We start from the raw sequence: 20,911 nt of genomic DNA, 5'->3' as shown, positions 1-20,911 counted from the left end.
TTTCAATGCGCGGACACGATGCCATTCAAAACAGCTGGTTCAGCTATGTTAGCCTGGAAGACCGTATTCCCAAACAGCATCCGTTGCGTCGTTTACGGCTACTGGTTGATGGCGTATTGGCCTCAATGGATGCCGTCTTTGCCGAGCGTTACTCGCACACAGGCCGTCCCTCGATTGCCCCTGAAAAACTGCTGCGCGCCTTGCTGTTGCAAGTGCTGTACACCGTTCGCAGTGAGCGTCAGTTGATGGAACAACTGGACTACAACCTGTTGTTTCGCTGGTTTGTCGGTCTGGGCATCGACGACGCCGTGTGGGAACGCACAGTGTTCAGTGCCAACCGCGAACGCCTGCTGTCCGAAGCCCTGAGTCGCGAATTTTTTGAGCGGGTACTGGCCATAGCCGAATGGCAAAATCTGGTGTCCGACGAACACTTCAGCGTCGACGGTAGCCTCATTGAAGCCTGGGCCTCGCACAAAAGCTTCGTCATTTATGCCCTTTGGGTAAGAAAGACGGCAGAGGCCCGGACAAACCCGCCGGCCGCAATCCCGAGGTCGACTTCAGCGGCGAAAAGCGCAGCAACGCCACCCACCACAGTACGACCGATCCCGAAGCCCGGCTTTACAAGAAAGGCGAATACACCGAGGCCAAACTGCGTTACATCACCCATGCCTTGTCCGAGAATCGCAACGGCCTGATTGTCGATGTCGAAACCACTCAAGCCACCGGCACCGCCGAAATCGAAGCCGCGCAAAACATGATCAAACGCCGCGTGCCCCAAGGCGGCAGCGTCGGTGCCGACAAAGGCTATGACCAAGCGGCGTTCGTCAACGGACTCGAGTCCCGTGATATCAAAGCCCATGTGGCCCGCAAAAAGATTGGCAGTGCCGTCGACGGCCGCACCGCGCGCGGCAAAGGTTACGCCCAAAGTCTCAAGCGCCGCAAAATCGTCGAAGAAGCCTTTGGCTGGGTCAAAACGGTCGGCGGCCTGCGCAAAACCCGTCACATCGGCTTAGCCAAAGTCGCGGGTCAGGCCTTGTTTTGCTTTGCCGCCTACAACCTGACGCGCATGCTCAACCTATTGGTGTTCACGCCGAAACCGGCGTGGAGTGCGCCCGCCTAGGGTGAAGTTCGCCTGAAAACCGTCCACAGACGGCTTCAGGCGAATAAAAAGCCCTTGAAATCGGGGCAAAACGCTTGAAACTCGATGTCATGACCGATTTCAACTCGAAAAAATCACGGCAACCGTGGGTAAGGGGAAATATCGGCGGGTTTTTCACCAGCCTGTTAGATCGGTCCTGCCAAGCGCCTTGGAAACTACCACAGGGGTTTTAGGTGGAACTAACACCTTCATTCCTCCGAATACGCTTCGCTAATCGGAGCTTGTATTATCCAAGCGTGCTTTTCAAAGGATAATAAACCATGAAAACACACCTGAGGGGCACCTCAGGTTTGGGTCGCTGGATGCCGTATCGGAGCTTGGATTTCGAAATCCCCGGCGTAGATCTTTGCAGCAGCGACCCACCCTCGATCAACGATCGAACAGTCTCTTCGGCCCGGTTTCCGGCAGCCTGCATTCACAAGGTAGATCATTTGAGGTTTTCATATCCCATTTTTATCTCGGTATCGATGTGGCCAAAGCCAAGCTGGATTGTGCATTACGCCTACCCAGCGGTAAGTTTCGCGCCAAAGTCATTCCCAATACTCTCGACGGCTTCGCGACGTTGTTGACGTGGTTGGCCGCTCAAAAGGCCCAATCGCCTCATGTCTGCATGGAAGCGACCGGCATTTATTGGGAAGACGTTGCTCAGCATCTGGCAACCGCTGGTTTCACCGTGAGCGTCGTCAATCCAGCACAAATTAAGGCCTATGGCGCTTCACGGCTCACCCGCAGCAAAACCGATACGGTCGATGCTAAACTCATCGCCGATTTCTGCGCCGAGCGCCAACCGCCTGCTTGGCAGCCCCGTAGCGAGGCGGAAGTCACACTGCGCGCACTAGTATTACGGCTGGACGCCTTACAAACCATGCGCACCCAGGAAAACAACCGCTTGCTAGTGGCGCGCGAGGCCGTGCGTGAGGACATTCAACAGCATCTGAATTGGCTGGATACTGCGATCCAACAATTGATCGACGCCATCAACGATCACATTGATCGCCATCCCGATCTCAAGCAACAGCGCGAACTGCTCGATAGCATTCCCGGCATTGGCGAGCGCACCAGCGCCATCATCCTCGCGTTCTACGCCGATACCTCGCGCTTCGCCAATAGTCGGCAGGCCGCCGCTTTTGCCGGACTCGATCCCCGGCAATACGAATCGGGCAGCAGCCTCAAGGGCAAGCCCAGGCTCTCCAAAATAGGCCATGCCTTCCTGCGCAAAGCACTCTATATGCCGGCCATGGTGACGCTTTATAAAACAGCCTGGGGTAAACAATTCCGTGGACGATTAGCCGGTGCTGGTAAACCGAATAAGCTGATTATCGGTGCCATGATGCGTAAATTGATTCATGTGGCATTCGGTGTCTTGAAATCCGCAAAACCCTTCGATTCGGCTATTCATCTGGCTTGACTTGGATAACAGTATCTACGCGGGCTGGCGAGTTGATTCTGATGATTCAAAGCCAGTCGTAGGTCTATAAATTCGATGACGCGGAAAAATTACGCTTTACCCAGGCCTTTAAGGACATGGAGGATAAGGTGGTATTTTTGGAGAAGTTGTTGGCAAGGTTGGGGGCGAAAGCTTAGAAATGCAGCTACGATTAGCGGTAGCGTAATCGTAGCCAAGAGCGCCAGCATTTTTCGGTAAAGCTGAAATGGGTCCCATCCGATTTCAGCGCGAAAAATTTGCTGGCAGTTCATGCCTTCGGCGGCCCCGATTCGTCCGCGTCACCTCGTTTCGGCCCAACAAGGGGTTCGAAACATTGGCTCTCGCATGACTTGACGCCGTGTCGCGATGCCTTGCAGGTTTTCTCCGCTTCGCTGCGAAAACCCGCCCGGCGCTACGGCTATCGGGGACTAAAAATCTTCACTTCGCTAACGCTCCGTTTCCAAGATTTTCAGCGTACGTGGTCTGATTCAGCCGACTCCTTATTCAGCGTTTGTAGCAAAGAGATATTGAAATGAGATGGGCTGTAGAGCTACAAAAAACTAGGGGCTGTTGCCGTTTTACATGGGTAACTAAATAAAAGCGCAGGCCAAAGCGACAACGCCTTCAAAATTGCGTTTCAATTTGTCATATCGCGTCGCGATGGCTCTGAAATGTTTCAGTCGCGCAAAGACATTTTCAACGAGGTGGCGATATTTGTAGAGGCACCAATCCATTCCGTCATTCCCGATGGTTGAATTCTGTTTTCTAGGAATGATGGGCACACTCCCTTTCTCTCGAATTTGAGTCCGTAAGGGTTCACTGTCATAACCTTTGTCAGCAACCGTGTAGTTAGCCAAAGGCAGTTTAGCCACTAATTTCGGTGCCTCTTTGCAGTCATGGACTTCACCACCGGTGACCGAGAAATGAATAGGCAGCCCGCAGGCATCAACGGCCATATGGATTTTCGTAGTGTTACCCGCGACTGATTTCCCAATCGCGGCATCCTGTTCATGGGCCGCGCCACTACTATGCTGATGCCCTTTCACGATACTGCCGTCAATAAAGGTCCATTCCAAATCCGGTTCCACAATCAGTCCCCGAAAGATGCCCATCAGTTTTTCTTGAAGCGACCAAGCATTGAATCGTTTGTAAACGGCATTCCACTTGCCAAACGTGGCAGGCAGGTCTCTCCAGGGACAGCCGACTCGCATGCGATAAAAAATCCCTTCTACCGTTTGCCGGAGCGATGGCTTGTCATAAATCCCTAGGCTTAACATGATGGCTTTGAGTTCATTCCAGTATTCATCCGTAAATAGCTGTCGGGGCATCGGTTGCTTGTCTTTTGATTGAAAAATCAATCTAATGAGGCAGAGCCGCTCAATTTCAAGGCTATTGTTTCAAAATGGCAACAGCCCCTAGTCTAGAGCAAAGAAACCTTGCGGACCTACTCGAAGGATTGGGGTTCTCTCTTTTGGATGATACGAAGTTTCCAGCATTCACTTCAGCAGATTTTGATAGCTGCGACAACGCCGAAGATGTCATTGAGAAAGCAAGGCATCTTCGCGACTCCTTCACTGGGCCCGCTCAAATCGATCCGGAGTTTAGACTAGGCGCAGTCATTGATAACACTGCCGTTCCCCCGCTACGCAGTTATTTCCTTGAAGTAGAATCCTTAACGCAGAAGATATCTTTGGGCGATATTGCGCTATCAGTGTCACCGCCAGCAAGACTATCTGCCGATGAGCTTGTTAGGTGGCAAACAGAACAAACGGAGCGACAATATCAAAACAAGTTAGAAAGCCAACGGGCAAAACTGGAACCAGCTTTTCTAAACTCAAAGGCGGCGAAGGTGCTTGAACTACTATCTATCGAGAATCCCACTGGAGATACGATTTGGAAGATTTATGAGCTAGCTGAAGGATATTCGGGGAACCGAGGCGATTTTCATACGCGGTTCGATATAACGAGCGGCCAATTTAATCGCTTTAAGGATGCCATCCATAATCCAACAGTTTCTGGAGGTTGGGCAAGACACGCTCGCGGCAGTAATCTGAATAGCAACAATCCAATGACAAAAGACGAAGCAATAGAATTCGTTCGCCAGATTGCTACCAGTTGGCTGGAAGGTATACGCGCATCAAGAAACTTTTAGAATAGGCAACCTATTGGATACCGCAAACAACGTACACCATATCGTTCGCGAACCTTGCGGCATATAAACTCACCGCGAAACACTCCCATCCGGCAACACAAATTTAATATCCAAACTCCGCAAATAGGTCTGCAAGCCGGCATCCTGTAGCGGAATCAGATGCGCCTCTTTATCAGATTCGTTGTAATGCGCGTGCCAATAACCGGGCGGAGTAATGAAGGCGGAATAGGGTTGCCAATCGACACGGGTGGGATTGACGATCTTACCGTTCGCCGAAATCTGCGGTCCTACCAGGGTGTAACAACCCGGCGCGCAATCCAGAATTAAATCCAAGGCCACCGATTGGTGTCTATGCGGCAATTGCACCGCGCCTTTGGGCAGCACGCCCAGCATCGCCCACAGCGTGTGCGTCACGGTCAGGGTTTGGTCCATGGCTTTGTTGGCCAGCAACACACTGATGCGGTTGCGATTCACCGTCTCCGCCGCTTTTTGCGCCGCGGCCAACTCGTGGAGCGAATCCGCTGCGGTATAAAGCGTCGGTTTAAAGCATTGCCTATCGGCTGTCACACCCAAGTAAGTCAACAGCGGCTGGTCGTGCACCAGGTAAAAAGCCGAATCGCTGGCAGCAAAATGTCGAATATCCTTGCCCACCGGCAGCACCACAAAATCACCGGTTTGCCAGGGGATAGTCAGATCGTCGAATTCAGTGCGGCCGTTGCCGTACATCACGTAAAACAGCAGTGAGGTGGCGTTGAAATCGGTCGCCAGCGACTCGCCGGCCAGAATTCTGACAAAGTTTGCGCACAGCGCCGGACTGGTGGCCGGACCGGGACAACGCAATTGCTCGCTGACATCCAGCGGGATAATCCGGGTGCCGCCGGTTTGATGCAATTCGCTGCCGAAATTGGCGAACGGCAATTTAGTGATAGCGCCGGAGCCAATTGGGTCAGCGGCTTGGGTATATTCAAAATAGCGGCCATTTTCCAGCAAGGGTTCAAGCGGGTTTTGCGGTTGGGCGAAGTTCATGACGGCACCTTTCTAATGTATGCAATCTAGGTAAATAGCGTGATGGTTTAAATTGTACGCTCGCTGATGTGACAAAGTGGATTTGAAATGCACGGATTTTTTTCGATCTTTAGTTCGAACGAAATACTTGGCACAAGGGTTCCACATTGCATCGGCAACCGTTAGAATCATTTGTATATCCAAGGTAATTCCAAGATGGCTCTGGCAGAGAAATTAACATTAAGCGCGGAAGATTATTTGTACGGCAAGGCGCCAGCGCAGATCAATCACAAATGACACGCCCTGCCGCGTTTACATTTCCGACATGAAAGTCAACGTCACCATTGCCAACGCCTTCTTTTATCCTGACCTGCTGCTGAACATCGCTGATCAGGTATGATGCTCGGCATTTTAACCACGCAGCCGTCAGGCAACGCTGAATCGCCACACCCTGTTTCTTTTAACTTCTGACGTACCACTCACTGACATAACACCATGAAATTAGAAAAATCTTCCCGTTTTCCCGCCTGCCCCGGCCCTGTCGTTACCATCGTCCTGGATGGCGTAGGCATTTCGCCACGCGAAGACGGCGACGCGGTTAAAGCCGCGCGCACCCCGACTCTGGACCGTTACATGGCCAGCTATCCGATGACCAAACTGCTGGCGCACGGCACCGCAGTGGGCATGCCCAGCGACGAAGACATGGGCAATAGCGAAGTCGGCCACAATGCCTTCGGCGCCGGCCGGGTGTTTGCCCAAGGCGCGAAATTGGTCGCCGAATCTATTTCCAGCGGCCACCTCTGGCAAGGCCATGCCTGGCATGAGGTAGTCGCCACCGCCAAACAAGGCGGCACTTTGCATTTCCTGGGTCTGTTCTCTGATGGGAACGTGCATTCGCATATCGACCATTTGAAAGCGATGATCGAACAAGCCAAGCAGGAAGGTGTAGCCAAAGTGCGTTTGCATATTTTGCTGGATGGCCGCGATGTCGGCGAAACGTCGGCATTGGAGTACGTCGATCCATTCGAAGCTTATCTGGAAGGCTTGCGCGGCGCAGATTTTGATGTGGCTATTGCCTCGGGCGGCGGCCGCATGCAAATCACGATGGACCGTTACGAAGCCGACTGGTCGATGGTCAAGCGCGGTTGGGATATTCACGTGCTGGGCTTAGGCAGACAATTTGCCAGCGCCCACGAAGCGATTGAAACCTTCCGCAACGAAGCCAACGTCATCGACCAGGATTTGCCCGGCTTCGTGATTGCCAAAGACGGCAAGCCTCTCGGTACTATCGTCGACGGCGATGCCGTGGTGTTTTTCAACTTCCGTGGCGACCGGGCTATCGAAATTTCCCGCGCCTTTACCGAAGAACAATTCAGCCCCTTCGAGCGAGGCCTGCTGCCGAAAGTGACTTACGCAGGCATGATGCAATACGACGGCGACACCAAATTGCCGCCGCGCTTTCTGGTCGAGCCGCCCACCATTGACCGCACGTTGGGCGAATATTTAGCCAAAAACGGCATCAGCCAATACGCCATCAGCGAAACCCAAAAATTCGGCCATGTGACCTATTTCTGGAACGGCAACCGCTCCGGCAAATTCGACGAAGCCTCCGAAACCTATGTGGAAATCCCCAGCGATGTAGTGCCTTTCGAACAACGCCCCTGGATGAAATGCGCCGAGATCACCGACACCCTGATCGAAGCGGTGCGTAGCGGCAAATATAAGTACCTGCGGGTCAACTATGCCAATGGCGATATGGTCGGCCACACCGGCAATTTCGAAGCGGCAGTGACGGCAATGCAAGGCCTGGATCTACAACTCGCGCGCCTGATTCCGGTAATTTTGGAAATGAACGGCACGGCAATTATCACTGCCGACCACGGCAATGCCGACGAAATGTACGAATTGGATAAAAAAGGCAATGTCACCCGCAATGCAGAGGGCCGCACCAAAGCCAAAACCTCGCACACCTTGAACCCGGTGCCGTTCGTGTTGGTGTCCGGGGAGAACCCTGGCTACACACTCCGCGACGATTTACCAAAAGCCGGCTTGTCGAATGTGGCTGCGACTATTTTGAATCTGCTGGGTTTTGAAGCACCGGAAGATTACGATGCCAGCTTGATCAAAGCCAGCTAAGCAGTAAAGGATTCTCAGCTGATGACACCGCCTTTCGGCTATACGCTGTTAGGCGGTTTTTAATGGCTGATGGAAATTGGTGTAAAGCCTCTGTTGACCTAATTTGGATGACCCAATGGACTACCCCGAACGCATCGTCTGTTTAACCGACGAAACCACCGAGACCTTGTATTTGCTGGGTGAGCAAGCCCGGATCGTCGGCATTTCCGGCTATACGGTCCGACCGGCACAGGCTCGCCAGGAAAAACCCAAGGTCTCGGCGTTTACCAGCGCCAAAATCGACAAAATTCTGGCGCTCCAACCGGATTTGGTGCTGGGCTTTTCGAATTTGCAAGCTGAGATTGCGGCGGAGTTAATCCGTAACGGTATTGCTGTGCATGTGTTCAATCAACGCTCAGTCAACGGTATTTTGCAGATGATAGGCTTGCTGGGCGCGATGGTCGGCATCCCGGAAAAAGCCGCCGCGCTGGTGGCGCAGTACCGGCAACAACTGGAAACCACCCGCCTGCGCAGCCTAAGTTTTGCCATACGTCCGAAAGTGTATTTTGAAGAATGGGACGAGCCTATGATTTCCGGGATCCGCTGGGTATCGGAGTTGATCAGTATCGCCGGTGGCGACGACTGCTTTGCCGAATTGGCCACGGAACATTCCGCCAAGCAGCGCATCATCGCCGATCCTCAGGAAGTAGTAAGGCGCGCGCCGGACATTATCATCGGCTCCTGGTGCGGAAAAAAATTTCGCCCGGATCATCTGGCTGCCCGCCCCGGTTGGGACAGCATTCCGGCCGTACAACAACAACGAGTCTACGAAATTAAATCTTGCGATATTTTACAGCCAGGACCGGCGGCACTTAGCGATGGTTTGGCCCAGATATGTCAGATCATCAATGATTGGCAGCAAGATTGTGCTTAGCCTAATAGGTGCTCAAATAAATCCAATAGCGCAGGCTATAGCTGTGAATTAATGCCGCCGGGCCGGATGGAATAGTTCATATCAAAACCCGCGCCTACATCTTAACCTCCTCTTCGAAAGGGATTCTTCATGCCACCCCAAATCCCAGGGAGCTTGATCAATGATCATCATCGAAGAGGTATCACATGAAAACGCCAAAATTATTTTTCCTAAGCACTGTTTTGTTCGGCGCCTGCACCATTGCCCATGCCCAGCCAACGGGTGGCGGCACCACACCAAAACCGGTATGTAAAACCTTCGATATTCCCACGATTATTTGTCCGGAAGGCTGGACCATAGCCGACGATCTGAGCAACGGCACCAATAAATGTACGACCGGCTTTATCAAAAGAACCTTCTGCAAAAATGTTGCTGCGCGCAGTGGTTTTCAGGGTAACGTCGAAGTGATCAATACCGGCTCCAAGTTGTTTGAATTTGTGCAGCCAGTCGATGAATCAGGCGCACCTATAGCCATAGAAGCTGAATAGCTGATTGCCAGCCAAAACATGCATAAACCTGTATTGGGCCGCGTAGGTAGCCCAATACAGCGTCATAAAGTCATACGGCAACTTCACTGTGGCTATAAATAGCGCTGAGGATCGACCCCACACTTCGCGGGCACCTCAAACGAGGTAATCCGATCATTACAACCGGGTTTGGACAGATCGAAATCTGCGGGAGGTGTGTAGCAGCGCGTCCGGGCATTGAATACCACTCTCACCCGGGGATGCAGCAGGTTTTCATGATGTTGCTCAACTACGACGGCCAAATAACCGCTCTCCAGTCGTACTAAGGTGCCGACCGGATAAATGCCGATGCTGCGAATAAATTGATGCACCAACGTCAGATTGAAATGATGGTCACTCCATTCCAATAACTTTCTTAGTACTTCGGTGGGTTCGATGCCGGTGTGATAAACCCGCGTGGATGTCAATGCATCGTATACGTCCACTACCGCAGCCATCTGCCCGTAAAGGCTGATTTCATCGCCCTTCAGGCCTAGTGGATAACCACTGCCGTTGTAGCATTCGTGGTGTTCGGCTGCGACATTGAGCGTGATGGGTGAAATACCCGGCGTTTTCTCCAACACCTGACAGCCGTAGCGCACATGATTTTTCATAATCTCAAATTCGCTTTCCGTCAGTTTTCCAGGTTTGTTCAGAATGTTATTCGGCACCTGCATTTTGCCGATGTCGTGCAATAAACCACCCAGGCCGACCTGTTCGATAAGCTTGCGGTCTATATCCAAAGCTCTGCAAAAACTAATCAGCAAGGTGCCGACCGCCACGGAATGCTGAAAAGTATATTTATCAGCCTGCTTGATTCTGAGCAGACTGACTATGGCGTCCGGGTTACGGAAAATCGAATCGATGATATTGGAAACCACCGGCTCTACCTGCTCCAATTCGACCTGCTTACCCAAGCGGCAATCCTGAAGGACGTTGTGTACGATGCGGTTGGCTTCGCGGCAGACTTGCTTGGCTTTTACCCGTTCTTTTTCGACGCTAACCGGCGGCGGCACGCGCTTGAGCGTGCGCCCCAAGTGCTGCATATGTTCGTCAAGCTGCCGGTTTATGTCATGAACGGTTGGGGCTTCCGGCATATCCGGGCCGAGCGTGGTGTCTATGTAGACCTGGCAAATGCCGTAGGCGGCGATTTTTTCGATGTCTTGAGCGGATTCGATCAAAAAGCTGTTGCGCAAGAACGGGTGGTTTATCCACGGGCAGTTGATGTCGTGGATAAACATCTTGGGCTTCAGGTCGGCTACATCGATTTTTTTTATCATTGCGCATTTGCCCGGCGGATTGCGACTATGGCGGCATACCCGTTATGAATAGGACCGGGTTCGCTGTAAGTGTATCAGTAGTGATCGTGGTCAGAGCAGTAACCGATAAAGCCACTAGGGGCTGTTGCCGTTTCACATCGGTAACCATATAAATGCACAAGCCAGGGCGATAGCACCTTCAAAATTGCGTTTTAGTTTGTCATATCGGGTGGCAATAGCTCTAAAATGTTTCAGTCGCGCAAATACGTTTTCAACGAGGTGGCGATATTTATAGAGACACCAGTCCATTTCCTCATTCCCGACTATTGAATTTTGTTTTCTTGGGATGATGGGGACTGTGCCTTGGTCTCGAATTTGAATCCGTAACGGCTCGCTGTCATACCCTTTGTCTGCAATCATGTAGCCCGCCTGGGGGAGCTTGGCCACAAATTCCGGCGCTTCTTTGCAGTCATGTACTTCGCCCCCCGTAATCGAAAACTGGATGGGAAGTCCACCGGCATCAACCGCCATATGGATTTTGGTCGTGTTGCCTGCGACCGATTTCCCGATGGCTGTTGGATTTTCATGGGCGCCGCCGCTACTGTGTTGATGGGCTTTAATAGGGGCTGTTGCCATTTTGTCATAATCCCTTTGAAAATCGATTGGCGAGCCATATTGATTGAGTTTTCAATCAAACGATAACTAGCGAATGCCACGCCAACTGCTTACAGATACCCACTGGGAAAAGCTAAAAACGATTATGTTGAGTTTCAGCATTTACGACAAACCCGGTCTTCGGCAAACGGTCGAAGGGATTTTTTATCGCTTGCGTGTTGGCTGCCCTTGGCGAGACTTGCCCGTCGCTTTTGGCAAGTGGAATGCCGTGTACAAGCGCTTCAATGCCTGGTCACTGCAAGAAAAGCTGAGGGGTATCTTTCAAGCGCTAGTGATTGAGCCTGATTTGGAATGGCTATTTATTGATGGCAGCATTATTAAAGCCCATCAACACAGTAGCGGCGGCGCCCATGAAAATCCAACAGCCATCGGGAAATCGGTCGCAGGCAACACGACCAAAATCCATATGGCGGTTGATGCCGGTGGACTTCCCATCCAGTTCTCGATTACGGGGGGCGAAGTACATGACTGCAAAGAAGCGCCGGAATTTGTGGCCAAGCTCCCCCAGGCGGGCTACATGATTGCAGACAAAGGGTATGACAGCGAGCCGTTACGGATTCAAATTCGAGACCAAGGCACAGTCCCCATCATCCCAAGAAAACAAAATTCAATAGTCGGGAATGAGGAAATGGACTGGTGTCTCTATAAATATCGCCACCTCGTTGAAAACGTATTTGCGCGACTGAAACATTTTAGAGCTATTGCCACCCGATATGACAAACTAAAACGCAATTTTGAAGGTGCTATCGCCCTGGCTTGTGCATTTATATGGTTACCGATGTGAAACGGCAACAGCCCCTAATGCTGCCATCAATAAATAGCCATTCCAAATCAGGCTCAATCACTAGCGCCTGAAAGATACCCCTCAGCTTTTCTTGCAGTGACCAGGCATTGAAGCGCTTGTACACGGCATTCCACTTGCCAAAAGCGACGGGCAAGTCTCGCCAAGGGCAGCCAACACGCAAGCGATAAAAAATCCCTTCGACCGTTTGCCGAAGACCGGGTTTGTCGTAAATGCTGAAACTCAACATAATCGTTTTTAGCTTTTCCCAGTGGGTATCTGTAAGCAGTTGGCGTGGCATTCGCTAGTTATCGTTTGATTGAAAACTCAATCAATATGGCTCGCCAATCGATTTTCAAAGGGATTATGACAAAATGGCAACAGCCCCTAAAACAATCCCTGAACGCTTATGAAGATTGTGCCGGGATCATCAAAAAACACACAAAAATTGGCAAGCGCCAGCCGCTGAGCTAACCTAGGCGATCCGGTTAACTGCAAATTTAGGGAATAGATAGAACCATGCTGCGTTACGACCGTTCTCGATACATCGCTTTAGGCCTGCCGGCTTTGCTGAATGCTTTGGCGCTACCCCTGTATGCGCATCAGATAACGACCAACGGGTCGTCCGACGAATATGCCGTGCCGTTCTATTTGATTATCGCCCTGGCATGCGGCTTATTCGGGGTATCCGCCATGATAAAACGCTGCCGCGACATCGGCTCTTCGGCATGGGGAATATTGCTCGGATTTTTGTTCGCGCCGCCACTAATGCTGTTGGTGGCTTTGGTATTAATATTCGCCCCCAGCAATCCGGCCGCCGACCAACTGGAAGCTCCGGCGTTGCGCCCTACCTTCGATATCTGGTTTACCGGCTTTCTGTTATTGGTGAGCCCGTGGATGCCTGTGCTATTAGTACGGGCTTTGTAAGCGCTTATTCCAATCAGCTGGTTTGAACCTGTTCAAGATTATCAACCACGCCCTTAGACGCGCCTAAAACCTTGGTTTCCGGGAAGATAAAATTCTTTTAGCCCGGCCCTTAATTATCTTCGCTCAATGGTAATCTTGGATTCCCGCTTTCGTGAGCATTACAGCGAAGTGACTATTTGGGCAATACTGGCGGAACGCCCGAAGGCGTCCGCCGTGAGTTGAGCTCATTTGGTATTTCTGGGATAGCTGTAAATAGCTTGACCATGGGCTTTATCAACATAAATCATATCTTTTTCCGCTACCACAACCGGCGCAAGCGGATTGGGATAACTGTGTATGCCGCGATTGTGCGCGGGATTGTCGTAAACCACTTCAGCAACCCAACTATTTAAAAAGCCGCCGGAGGCGATGCGATCACCCTGTGCTTGAACACTTGTCGAGACAAGAGCGGCAGTAAGGACGATAGCCAATTGGATGGTATTTAAGGTTTTCATGATAGGTCTCCTGGTAATAATGGTTATGAACCCGGCCCTATCTGTTTCTGCATCTCGTTCGATAAGAACGGTATGTCGGCCTGGGTTAATAAATCACTGGAACTCCGATTGAAACTTCAACCGATCCAGCTTGGAGACCATTGTGAACAAACTACTGGAGCAAATAAAATTGATTGTTTTTATGGCTTCAATAGATTTTACATATAGTGAATTCCTTGCCGGCTTGTCGAATAAAGCGGCAGTCTGAGTATCACCAGCAGGAATGATGGGCTTAGTTAATCAGCGCTGCAAAACGTGTCGATTACTTTACATTTCAGCGGCAAAACTGCGGATTTAGTGGGGAACGAACCAGGTTGACCAAGTTAAACCCATCGGCATATTGCCGATTTTTCATCTATTTCCAACGCATAATCAGTGAGTTGGCAGGATCATCTTCCGCTGAAATCCGGCGCCAAGATTAATGGCATCAAAATTGATAGGGTTCAGGCAATATGCCGGCTTTGCGCTGACCTTCTGGTCATGGCCGGAGATTTGTTCAGACCTGGCTTTGGAATTTAAATACCTATGACTACCTATGCCATCGGCAGCGTAAACGGCGATTACCGAGCACTGATGCAACGGCTGACCACCATCGGCTTTAACCCATTGGAAGATCGACTGTGGTTTGCCGGCAATCTTGTCAATCACGGGCCGGAATCTTTACAAGTACTGCGTTACGTGAAAAGCCTGGGCAAAGCAGCTGTTGTGGTATTGGGCAAACAAGAACTCCATCTCCTCAGCGTTGCGCTGGGCTATACGCCATTGGCCGCGGAAGATACCTTGGATGAAATTCTTAACGCCCCGGACCGGGACGAATTATTGAAATGGCTACGACTGCGTAGCCTGATTCATCACGATACCAAGCTTAATTTTACGCTGGTGCATGCCGGGATTCCCGGCGAATGGAGCTTTAGCCAGGCGCTGACTTTTGCGTATGAAGTGGAATCGGTTTTATCGGGAAGCAATTACGCGGCGTTTCTGGAAAACCGCAAGCAAGACCAGTCGCGCTGGCATGCCAAACTGCGCGGCTGGAAACGGCTGAATTTTATTGCCAACGCCTATACGCAAATGGCCTATTGCAATGAACAAGGCAAGCTGGATTTCAAAGCAACGGGCCCAGTCGATGCTCAACCGAGCGGTTTAATGCCTTGGTATCGTGTCCCCAACCGGCTGACATCGCAATTGAACCTAGTTTTTGCCGATGACGCGCATTTTGCCGATAGTGCTTGCGCCGGCTTCTATCCGCTGCCCACTTTGTCGGCTTTGCGATTATCGACATCCGGCGCAATGATTGCAGCAATGTCTTAGCTTGAACTCATCCTGGCCGGCCATACGCTCATTTTTTAAAGCCCAGGGCTGTATCGGCCCCTGTCACATTAGTCAAATTTGCATCATCAAACTTGGCACTTCTAAAATCCGCGCCGGAAATGGTCGCGCCGTCTAAATTGGCGCCGGACAAGTCCGCCCAGATAAACTGACCGCCGCTCAAATTGGCATGGCGGAGCGATGTGTTGCTCATCAGCGCGTAATTAAAATTCGCGTCGCTCAAATCCGCATTGTTCAGTATCGCATTGTTCATTTCCAACTTATCGCGCAGTTGCCGCGGACTCGCCGAATTGGGACCTAAATTGGCCTGTTTTAATTTGGCGCCGGCGAAATTAACATTGTTCAGCGATCCGGTGACGCGACTGCGGCTCAGGTCCGCGCCGGATAAGTCGGCATAATCCATCAGTACGCCATATAGGCTGGCATAGGATAAATCGGCATTCTGCAAATTCGCATTACGCATCTGCGCAAGATTGAGATTGACACCTACCAATTTAGCTGCCGTTAGCTTTGTCCCGTCAAGATTGCTGGAAAACAGGTCGGCTTTATTGAAATCGATTCCGGATAAATCCAAACCCGACAGGTCTTTCTTGATCAAGTTCGGCTGCTGACTGCCGGCCTCGGCTATAATCGCGATAACGCCTTCTCGAGTGAGTTCCGCCGCAGCGCATGGCAATAGCCAAAAACCCAAACTGAAAGCTACCAATGTTCGGCAAACACCGGAATCGTATTGCATAACTACTCCTCAAATCGGGTTAGACGGTCAAAAAATAACCGCCATCTTGCGAGTTTCAGTGCATCATAATCCAATAAATCAGGCTTTAGGCAAATTTTCCCGCCCTATAGAAGCGCTACTTCAGGCCAGCCATGATCAAGGTTTTTGACAAGTTATATATTTTTGGCAACACAACCACTAAAGGCTGTTTAGCGTGAACGCTTTCTATCATAAATTATTGATTTTGGGGCTGATACTAGCGCTGCCCGGTTTAGGCTGCTTCAGCTATTACACGCTTGAAGAAGCCGGCCCAAACACCGCGCTGCCGGCGTTGGCGATTATGATAGCGTATCCGGCCTTACTGATTTCCCTGACAACCCTCATCATGTTGCGAGTTTCGAAGAAGCCGTCCCGTCCAGGGGCTTGGCTGGCGGGAAGCTGTTTAATCGTTTCGGCGGCGATCCTGCTGATTGCCCGCCTATAGAACATAAAACTGCTTAACAAACACGCCGCCGATTAAATTTACTAGGGGCTGTTGCCGTTTCACATCGGTAACCATATAAATGTACAAGCCAGGGCGATAGCACCTTCAAAATTGCGTTTTAGTTTGTCATATCGGGTGGCAATAGCTCTAAAATGTTTCAGTCGCGCAAATACGTTTTCAACGAGGTGGCGATATTTATAGAGACACCAGTCCATTTCCTCATTCCCGACTATTGAATTTTGTTTTCTTGGGATGATGGGGACTGTGCCTTGGTCTCGAATTTGAATCCGTAACGGCTCGCTGTCATACCCTTTGTCTGCAATCATGTAGCCCGCCTGGGGGAGCTTGGCCACAAATTCCGGCGCTTCTTTGCAGTCATGTACTTCGCCCCCCGTAATCGAGAACTGGATGGGAAGTCCACCGGCATCAACCGCCATATGGATTTTGGTCGTGTTGCCTGCGACCGATTTCCCGATGGCTGTTGGATTTTCATGGGCGCCGCCGCTACTGTGTTGATGGGCTTTAATAATGCTGCCATCAATAAATAGCCATTCCAAATCAGGCTCAATCACTAGCGCCTGAAAGATACCCCTCAGCTTTTCTTGCAGTGACCAGGCATTGAAGCGCTTGTACACGGCATTCCACTTGCCAAAAGCGACGGGCAAGTCTCGCCAAGGGCAGCCAACACGCAAACGATAAAAAATCCCTTCGACCGTTTGCCGAAGACCGGGTTTGTCGTAAATGCTGAAACTCAACATAATCGTTTTTAGCTTTTCCCAGTGTGTATCTGTAAGCAGTTGGCGTGGCATTCGCTAGTTATCGTTTGATTGAAAACTCAATCAATATGGCTCGCCAATCGATTTTCAAAGGGATTATGACAAAATGGCAACAGCCCCTAGATACTTTCCAAAAAACATAAAGCAACTATAGTTGCCCAGACACGCGCCTCCACAACATCGCCAGGATCTTAACTATGGATTTTGTCATTTCGCCCGCAATCGCCTTGATGGATAGGCTGCGCTATCCCGCAAAATTTGCGCTGCTATTCAGCATCGTGCTGATCCCGATGCTGTTCATGGCCGGCACCTTGATCAGACAATTTCAACAGGAAATCGACTCCTTGGCGCAAGAACGCCATGGCCTAAGTTACATCGCCGCCCTCAGAAAACCAATCGAACACATTCAGCAGCATCGGGGCATGACCAGCGCGTTTCGCAACGGCGCAACCCAATTTAAGGAACGCATCACGAGTAAACGCGAAGAAATCGATGGCTATTTTGCGGAACTGGAAAAAACCGACCGCGAGCTGCATGAGGCCTTGCAAACCGACGACATGCTCGCCAAGCTCCGCCAACAGTGGAACGACATCAAAACACACTCCCAGGATCAAGAGTTAAGTGCAGTGATAACCGCTCATAACGTGTTGATTGCCGATGGTTTGAAGCTACTAAACCATATTTCGAATACATCCGGCATCATTCTCGACCCCAAGCTGGATAGCTTTCATATGGGCTTCGTACTGACGGCCGATTTGCCCGAATTAATCGAAGTGATGGGGCAAACGCGGGCGCTGGCGTCCGGCATCGCCGCCAAAGGTAGTCACACACCGCAATCCTTGACCAAGCTGTTGATCTTAATCGCTAATATAGAAACCTATGCCCGCAAGGTGGATGAAGGCTTGGCCGTGGCGTTTGCGGAAAACCCCGAGGTGTCGCGAAACTTGCGCGGCACCAATGAAAACTACCGAACAGCCTTGCAAACCATGCTCGGTTTATTACGCCAGCAATTGGTCGAAAGCGAAACCATTTCTGTTGGTAGCGATACAGTATTCGAAACCTCCACCCAAGCCATCACCCAGTCTTACCAGCTCTACACCGGACTGATAGCCGAACTCGACCTGCTTTTTCGCACCCGCAGCGCGGCAGCCGAACAGTTTTTACAATTTACGCTGGCCGGGCTAATCGGGGTGTTGTTGGTGGTCATTGTGCTATTGCTGGGCTTAACCAAGTCGGTCAATCGCAACATAACCGCAATTAACCTCGCAACTAAGCGCGTTGCCCAAAACGACCTGAGCGCGAGAATACATATTGATGCCAACGATGAAATGCGGGAGATTGCCGAAAACTTTAACGCCATGATAGAGACTAGTTCGGCTTTGCTGAAAGAAATCATTCATACCAGTGCCGAATTGCATACGTCGGCACAAAAAGTCTACACAGTTGCCAACCAAAGTGCGACTCATCTCGACCGGCAACGCGAAGAAATCACCTCGGTTGCGACCGCGGTGAACCAGATGAGCGCGACCATCCAGGACGTTGCCTCCACCACCAATACGGCGGCCCAAGCGGCCAGCACCGCTAACGAGCAAACAAAAAACGGTCAGAGCATAGTGGCAAGCGCCACACTATCGATCAGCCAATTGGCTAAAGACATCGAAGGTGCTGCCAATGTGATTCAAAGTCTGGAAAAAAGCAGCGAATCCATAGGCTCTTTGGTGGACGTGATTAAAAGTATCGCCGAACAAACCAACTTATTGGCATTGAATGCCGCCATTGAAGCCGCCCGCGCCGGCGAACACGGCCGCGGTTTTGCGGTAGTGGCGGATGAAGTTCGCAGCCTGGCAAGCCGTACCCAAGAATCGACTGCCGTAATCGAAAATATGATAGGCGAATTACAGGCCGGATCGCGCAAAGCGGTCACTGTGATGCAGCAAAGCCGTACGCAAGCTAATGTAGGTGTGGAGAAATCTCGGGAGGCCATGCAATCCCTGGAAGCGATCAGCCAATCGGTGGAAACCATCGACGCGATGAACCTGCAAATTGCCAGCGCGGCCGAAGAGCAAACGGCTGTGACGGAGGAAATCAATCGGAATATCGTCCACATTACCAATTTGTCGGAACACACCAGTAGCGGGGCTAATCAGACTACCGCCGAAGCCCGCCAGCTGAATCAGCTAGCGGAAAACTTACAAAAACTAACCACGCAATTCAAACTGAATATCTAGCAAGAGAAGCCGCTACCCGATTTGTGCAGGCACACAGGTAGCGGAACCCATTCTATTTACCCAGCACTTCGCCTCTAACGCTTTCTACCAGTGCCGCGGCTTCCGCGATGAGTTCGGCAGGCACATTCAGCTCTTGCATAGTCGCGCCCAGATGCTCCATGACCGCGTCGAAATGGGAGTCGTTCAAACCCATTTTTACCAAGCGAGCGTGGCCGTCGCGCAAGGAACGTCCGGTGTAGTTGTTGGGACCGCCGAAAGCCACCGTCATAAAGGTTTTTAAATGCTCGGCTTGTTTAGCCATGTCGGTTCTTTCAAAAAAGCGGTTGATCCGAAAATCCCCCATCACTTTGCCGTAAAACACATCTACTGCGGCATTCACCGCCGCTTCGCCGCCGATGCGTTCATACAAAGATGGTCCTTGCACTTCATTTGCTTCACTCATAATACCCCCTCGTTATAGTTTTTAATTTACGAGGCGTCTGTTAAATCGGCAAACTATTGATTTTTGACTGATTTAACGGCCTCGGCGGCGATAATACCCGATGATAGTTTCGTATCCAAACTATTTCACTGCCGCCAAAGACCTGACTGATTGTAAGTTATTGAATCTTTTCGATACCGCCCAAATAAGGCCGTAAAGCCTCCGGCACGGTGATGGAGCCGTCTTCGTTTTGATAATTTTCCATCACCGCTATTAAGGTGCGGCCGGCTGCCAAACCGGAACCGTTCAAGGTATGCACCAACTCCGGCTTGCCGGTTTCCGGATTGCGCCAGCGCGCTTGCAGACGCCGCGCCTGGAAATCCTTGAAGTTGCTGCAAGACGAAATCTCGCGGTATTTCTGCTGGCCCGGCAACCAGACTTCCAAATCGTAAGTTTTGGACGATGAAAAGCCAGTGTCGCCCGCGCACAGCAACACTTTGCGATACGGCAAATTCAACTTTTGCAAAATAGCTTCGGCGTGCGCAGTGAGTTCTTCATGAGCCTGCGCGGAGGTTTCCGGCGTGACGATTTGCACCAGCTCGACTTTTTCGAATTGATGTTGGCGTATCATGCCGCGCACGTCGCTACCGTAGGCACCGGCTTCGCTGCGGAAACACGGCGAATGGCAAACAAATTTCAGCGGCATTTGTTTGGCTTCGACGATCACATCGCGGACGATATTGGTGACCGGCACTTCGGCGGTAGGAATCAGATAAAACGTCGGATCGTTTTTGACGGTGAAAAGATCGGCTTCGAATTTGGGCAATTGGCCGGTGCCGCGCAAGCTATCGGCGTTGGCCAGGAACGGCACATAGGTTTCCTGATAGCCGTGCTCGTTGATATGCGTATTCAACATCAACTGAATGATAGCGCGCTGCAAGGTCGCAAGCTTGCCGGCCAACACCACGAAACGGGCGCTGGCGATTTTCGCGCCCAGCTCGAAATTCATGCCCAGCGGCTCACCCAAGTCGACATGGTCTTTTGGCGTAAATGTAAATTGGCGCGGCTCACCCCAGCGGCTCACTTCCTGGTTATCCGCATCGCTTTTACCGGCAGGTACTGCTTCATCGAGAATATTGGGGATGCCTTCCAATAGCACGCTCAATTGATTTTGAATGTCGTTCAACTCGGATTCTGCGGCTTTCAGTTGATCACCCAAGTCCGCCACTTGATCCAGCAAGGGCTGCACATCTTCGCCCTTGGCCTTAGCCTGGCCGATGGCTTTGGAGCGGGTATTGCGTTCGTTTTGCAACTCCTGGGTTTTGACCTGCACGCCTTTGCGCCGGTCTTCCAGAGCTTGATAGGCAGCGGCATCGAATTGAAAGCCGCGTCTTTGCAGCTGTTGCATAACCAGTTCCAGGTCGCTTCTAAATAAACGGGGGTCTAGCAT

General features: G+C 51.2%; 19 protein-coding genes and 3 pseudogenes. 12 read left to right on the top strand and 10 right to left on the bottom strand.

The features are described 5' to 3' along the window. Positions 1 to 5: 5 nt before the first annotated feature. Both ACR02O_RS05815 and ACR02O_RS05810 read left to right on the top strand, forming a co-directional pair. Positions 6 to 1,120, top strand: a pseudogene (locus tag ACR02O_RS05815) (IS5 family transposase). A gap of 481 nt (positions 1,121 to 1,601) precedes the next feature. Beyond that, positions 1,602 to 2,567, top strand: a complete 966-nt coding sequence (locus ACR02O_RS05810; protein ID WP_415880128.1) for an IS110 family RNA-guided transposase — start codon at positions 1,602 to 1,604, stop codon at positions 2,565 to 2,567. Positions 2,568 to 3,175: 608 nt separating this feature from the next. On the opposite strand, the gene ACR02O_RS05805 is transcribed toward ACR02O_RS05810, so the two are convergent. Next, the gene (locus ACR02O_RS05805) at positions 3,176 to 3,913 is read right to left on the bottom strand and encodes an IS5 family transposase (RefSeq protein ID WP_458139217.1); all 738 of its coding nucleotides are present in this window, start codon (positions 3,911 to 3,913) and stop codon (positions 3,176 to 3,178) included. A 74-nt stretch (positions 3,914 to 3,987) separates the two neighbouring features. On the opposite strand from ACR02O_RS05805, the gene ACR02O_RS05800 reads away from it, so the two are divergent. Continuing rightward, positions 3,988 to 4,737 (top strand): hypothetical protein, encoded by a 750-nt coding sequence (locus ACR02O_RS05800; protein ID WP_458139069.1) that lies wholly within the window; start codon positions 3,988 to 3,990, stop codon positions 4,735 to 4,737. Between the two features lie 69 nt (positions 4,738 to 4,806). Here ACR02O_RS05800 and ACR02O_RS05795 read toward each other — a convergent pair whose 3' ends face one another. Beyond that, complete coding sequence (locus ACR02O_RS05795; protein ID WP_494522983.1) at positions 4,807 to 5,763, bottom strand: cupin; 957 nt, start codon at positions 5,761 to 5,763, stop codon at positions 4,807 to 4,809. A 474-nt stretch (positions 5,764 to 6,237) separates the two neighbouring features. On the opposite strand from ACR02O_RS05795, the gene gpmI reads away from it, so the two are divergent. The 3 genes from gpmI to ACR02O_RS05780 all read left to right on the top strand — a co-directional run bounded on the left by gpmI (position 6,238) and on the right by ACR02O_RS05780 (position 9,318). Further along, complete coding sequence (gene gpmI / locus ACR02O_RS05790) at positions 6,238 to 7,878, top strand: 2,3-bisphosphoglycerate-independent phosphoglycerate mutase (protein WP_494522982.1); 1,641 nt, start codon at positions 6,238 to 6,240, stop codon at positions 7,876 to 7,878. Positions 7,879 to 7,993: 115 nt separating this feature from the next. Next, a complete protein-coding gene (locus ACR02O_RS05785) occupies positions 7,994 to 8,791 on the top strand; it encodes a cobalamin-binding protein (protein ID WP_494522981.1) in 798 nt (265 codons plus the stop codon). Between the two features lie 185 nt (positions 8,792 to 8,976). Beyond that, positions 8,977 to 9,318: a hypothetical protein gene (locus ACR02O_RS05780; protein ID WP_494522980.1), complete on the top strand. Its 342-nt coding sequence runs from the start codon at positions 8,977 to 8,979 to the stop codon at positions 9,316 to 9,318. Between the two features lie 92 nt (positions 9,319 to 9,410). Here the strand turns inward: ACR02O_RS05780 and ACR02O_RS05775 are convergent, their stop codons facing one another. Both ACR02O_RS05775 and ACR02O_RS05770 read right to left on the bottom strand, forming a co-directional pair. Next, on the bottom strand, positions 9,411 to 10,616 hold the full coding sequence (locus ACR02O_RS05775) for a cyclic di-GMP phosphodiesterase (protein ID WP_033157815.1): 1,206 nt from the start codon (positions 10,614 to 10,616) through the stop codon (positions 9,411 to 9,413). Between the two features lie 132 nt (positions 10,617 to 10,748). After that, a pseudogene (locus tag ACR02O_RS05770) lies at positions 10,749 to 11,216 on the bottom strand (IS5 family transposase); the annotation flags it as partial. Positions 11,217 to 11,304: 88 nt separating this feature from the next. Here ACR02O_RS05770 and ACR02O_RS05765 point away from each other — a divergent pair. After that, the gene (locus tag ACR02O_RS05765; RefSeq protein ID WP_129871393.1) at positions 11,305 to 12,054 is read left to right on the top strand and encodes an IS5 family transposase; all 750 of its coding nucleotides are present in this window, start codon (positions 11,305 to 11,307) and stop codon (positions 12,052 to 12,054) included. Between the two features lie 19 nt (positions 12,055 to 12,073). Here ACR02O_RS05765 and ACR02O_RS05760 read toward each other — a convergent pair. Continuing rightward, positions 12,074 to 12,352 (bottom strand): annotated as a pseudogene (locus ACR02O_RS05760) (transposase); the annotation flags it as partial. Between ACR02O_RS05760 and ACR02O_RS05755 the strand changes: the two are divergent. Together ACR02O_RS05755 and ACR02O_RS05750 are read left to right on the top strand one after the other, a co-directional pair. After that, positions 12,346 to 12,525: a hypothetical protein gene (locus ACR02O_RS05755; RefSeq protein ID WP_458139066.1), complete on the top strand. Its 180-nt coding sequence runs from the start codon at positions 12,346 to 12,348 to the stop codon at positions 12,523 to 12,525. The pseudogene ACR02O_RS05760 and the gene ACR02O_RS05755 overlap by 7 nt on opposite strands. Positions 12,526 to 12,570: 45 nt before the next feature. After that, positions 12,571 to 12,978 carry a DUF805 domain-containing protein gene (locus ACR02O_RS05750; RefSeq protein ID WP_458139065.1) on the top strand — a complete coding sequence of 136 codons (408 nt, stop codon included), beginning with the start codon at positions 12,571 to 12,573 and terminating at the stop codon, positions 12,976 to 12,978. 224 nt (positions 12,979 to 13,202) lie between these two features. On the opposite strand, the gene ACR02O_RS05745 is transcribed toward ACR02O_RS05750, so the two are convergent. Beyond that, entirely contained in the window at positions 13,203 to 13,472 is a 270-nt protein-coding gene (locus ACR02O_RS05745) for a hypothetical protein (RefSeq protein WP_033157813.1), read from the bottom strand. A gap of 564 nt (positions 13,473 to 14,036) precedes the next feature. Between ACR02O_RS05745 and ACR02O_RS05740 the strand changes: the two genes are divergently transcribed. Next, positions 14,037 to 14,819, top strand: coding sequence for a symmetrical bis(5'-nucleosyl)-tetraphosphatase (locus ACR02O_RS05740; protein WP_494522979.1), 783 nt, complete (start codon positions 14,037 to 14,039; stop codon positions 14,817 to 14,819). A 28-nt stretch (positions 14,820 to 14,847) separates the two neighbouring features. On the opposite strand, the gene ACR02O_RS05735 is transcribed toward ACR02O_RS05740, so the two are convergent. Next, the gene (locus ACR02O_RS05735; protein WP_494522978.1) at positions 14,848 to 15,573 is read right to left on the bottom strand and encodes a pentapeptide repeat-containing protein; all 726 of its coding nucleotides are present in this window, start codon (positions 15,571 to 15,573) and stop codon (positions 14,848 to 14,850) included. Positions 15,574 to 15,766: 193 nt separating this feature from the next. On the opposite strand from ACR02O_RS05735, the gene ACR02O_RS05730 reads away from it, so the two are divergent. After that, the gene (locus ACR02O_RS05730) at positions 15,767 to 16,036 is read left to right on the top strand and encodes a hypothetical protein (protein ID WP_033157811.1); all 270 of its coding nucleotides are present in this window, start codon (positions 15,767 to 15,769) and stop codon (positions 16,034 to 16,036) included. A gap of 59 nt (positions 16,037 to 16,095) precedes the next feature. On the opposite strand, the gene ACR02O_RS05725 is transcribed toward ACR02O_RS05730, so the two are convergent. Further along, a complete protein-coding gene (locus tag ACR02O_RS05725; RefSeq protein WP_494522977.1) occupies positions 16,096 to 16,845 on the bottom strand; it encodes an IS5 family transposase in 750 nt (249 codons plus the stop codon). 164 nt (positions 16,846 to 17,009) lie between these two features. On the opposite strand from ACR02O_RS05725, the gene ACR02O_RS05720 reads away from it, so the two are divergent. Continuing rightward, on the top strand, positions 17,010 to 19,040 hold the full coding sequence (locus ACR02O_RS05720; protein WP_445367867.1) for a methyl-accepting chemotaxis protein: 2,031 nt from the start codon (positions 17,010 to 17,012) through the stop codon (positions 19,038 to 19,040). 52 nt (positions 19,041 to 19,092) lie between these two features. Here the strand turns inward: ACR02O_RS05720 and ACR02O_RS05715 are convergent, their stop codons facing one another. Further along, on the bottom strand, positions 19,093 to 19,482 hold the full coding sequence (locus ACR02O_RS05715) for a group I truncated hemoglobin (protein ID WP_171697483.1): 390 nt from the start codon (positions 19,480 to 19,482) through the stop codon (positions 19,093 to 19,095). A gap of 157 nt (positions 19,483 to 19,639) precedes the next feature. Beyond that, positions 19,640 to 20,911, bottom strand: a complete 1,272-nt coding sequence (serS, locus tag ACR02O_RS05710) for a serine--tRNA ligase (protein WP_494522976.1) — start codon at positions 20,909 to 20,911, stop codon at positions 19,640 to 19,642.

Source organism: Methylomonas sp. PHL2-19 (assembly GCF_059331595.1).
Note: the sequence above shows the minus strand (reverse complement) of the source record. Positions and strands in the feature narration are given on the sequence as shown.

Excerpts from the sequence above, each read along its gene's own strand:
- ACR02O_RS05765 (WP_129871393.1), top strand. The coding sequence starts at position 11,305 with ATGCCACGCCAACTGCTTACAGATACCCACTGGGAAAAGCTAAAAACG.
- ACR02O_RS05800 (WP_458139069.1), top strand. The coding sequence starts at position 3,988 with ATGGCAACAGCCCCTAGTCTAGAGCAAAGAAACCTTGCGGACCTACTC.
- gpmI (WP_494522982.1), top strand. The coding sequence starts at position 6,238 with ATGAAATTAGAAAAATCTTCCCGTTTTCCCGCCTGCCCCGGCCCTGTC.
- ACR02O_RS05725 (WP_494522977.1), bottom strand. The coding sequence starts at position 16,845 with ATGCCACGCCAACTGCTTACAGATACACACTGGGAAAAGCTAAAAACG.
- ACR02O_RS05715 (WP_171697483.1), bottom strand. The coding sequence starts at position 19,482 with ATGAGTGAAGCAAATGAAGTGCAAGGACCATCTTTGTATGAACGCATC.
- ACR02O_RS05750 (WP_458139065.1), top strand. The coding sequence starts at position 12,571 with ATGCTGCGTTACGACCGTTCTCGATACATCGCTTTAGGCCTGCCGGCT.
- ACR02O_RS05780 (WP_494522980.1), top strand. The coding sequence starts at position 8,977 with ATGAAAACGCCAAAATTATTTTTCCTAAGCACTGTTTTGTTCGGCGCC.
- ACR02O_RS05775 (WP_033157815.1), bottom strand. The coding sequence starts at position 10,616 with ATGATAAAAAAAATCGATGTAGCCGACCTGAAGCCCAAGATGTTTATC.
- ACR02O_RS05735 (WP_494522978.1), bottom strand. The coding sequence starts at position 15,573 with ATGCAATACGATTCCGGTGTTTGCCGAACATTGGTAGCTTTCAGTTTG.
- ACR02O_RS05740 (WP_494522979.1), top strand. The coding sequence starts at position 14,037 with ATGACTACCTATGCCATCGGCAGCGTAAACGGCGATTACCGAGCACTG.
- ACR02O_RS05720 (WP_445367867.1), top strand. The coding sequence starts at position 17,010 with ATGGATTTTGTCATTTCGCCCGCAATCGCCTTGATGGATAGGCTGCGC.
- ACR02O_RS05795 (WP_494522983.1), bottom strand. The coding sequence starts at position 5,763 with ATGAACTTCGCCCAACCGCAAAACCCGCTTGAACCCTTGCTGGAAAAT.
- ACR02O_RS05805 (WP_458139217.1), bottom strand. The coding sequence starts at position 3,913 with ATGCCCCGACAGCTATTTACGGATGAATACTGGAATGAACTCAAAGCC.
- ACR02O_RS05785 (WP_494522981.1), top strand. The coding sequence starts at position 7,994 with ATGGACTACCCCGAACGCATCGTCTGTTTAACCGACGAAACCACCGAG.
- ACR02O_RS05745 (WP_033157813.1), bottom strand. The coding sequence starts at position 13,472 with ATGAAAACCTTAAATACCATCCAATTGGCTATCGTCCTTACTGCCGCT.
- serS (WP_494522976.1), bottom strand. The coding sequence starts at position 20,911 with ATGCTAGACCCCCGTTTATTTAGAAGCGACCTGGAACTGGTTATGCAA.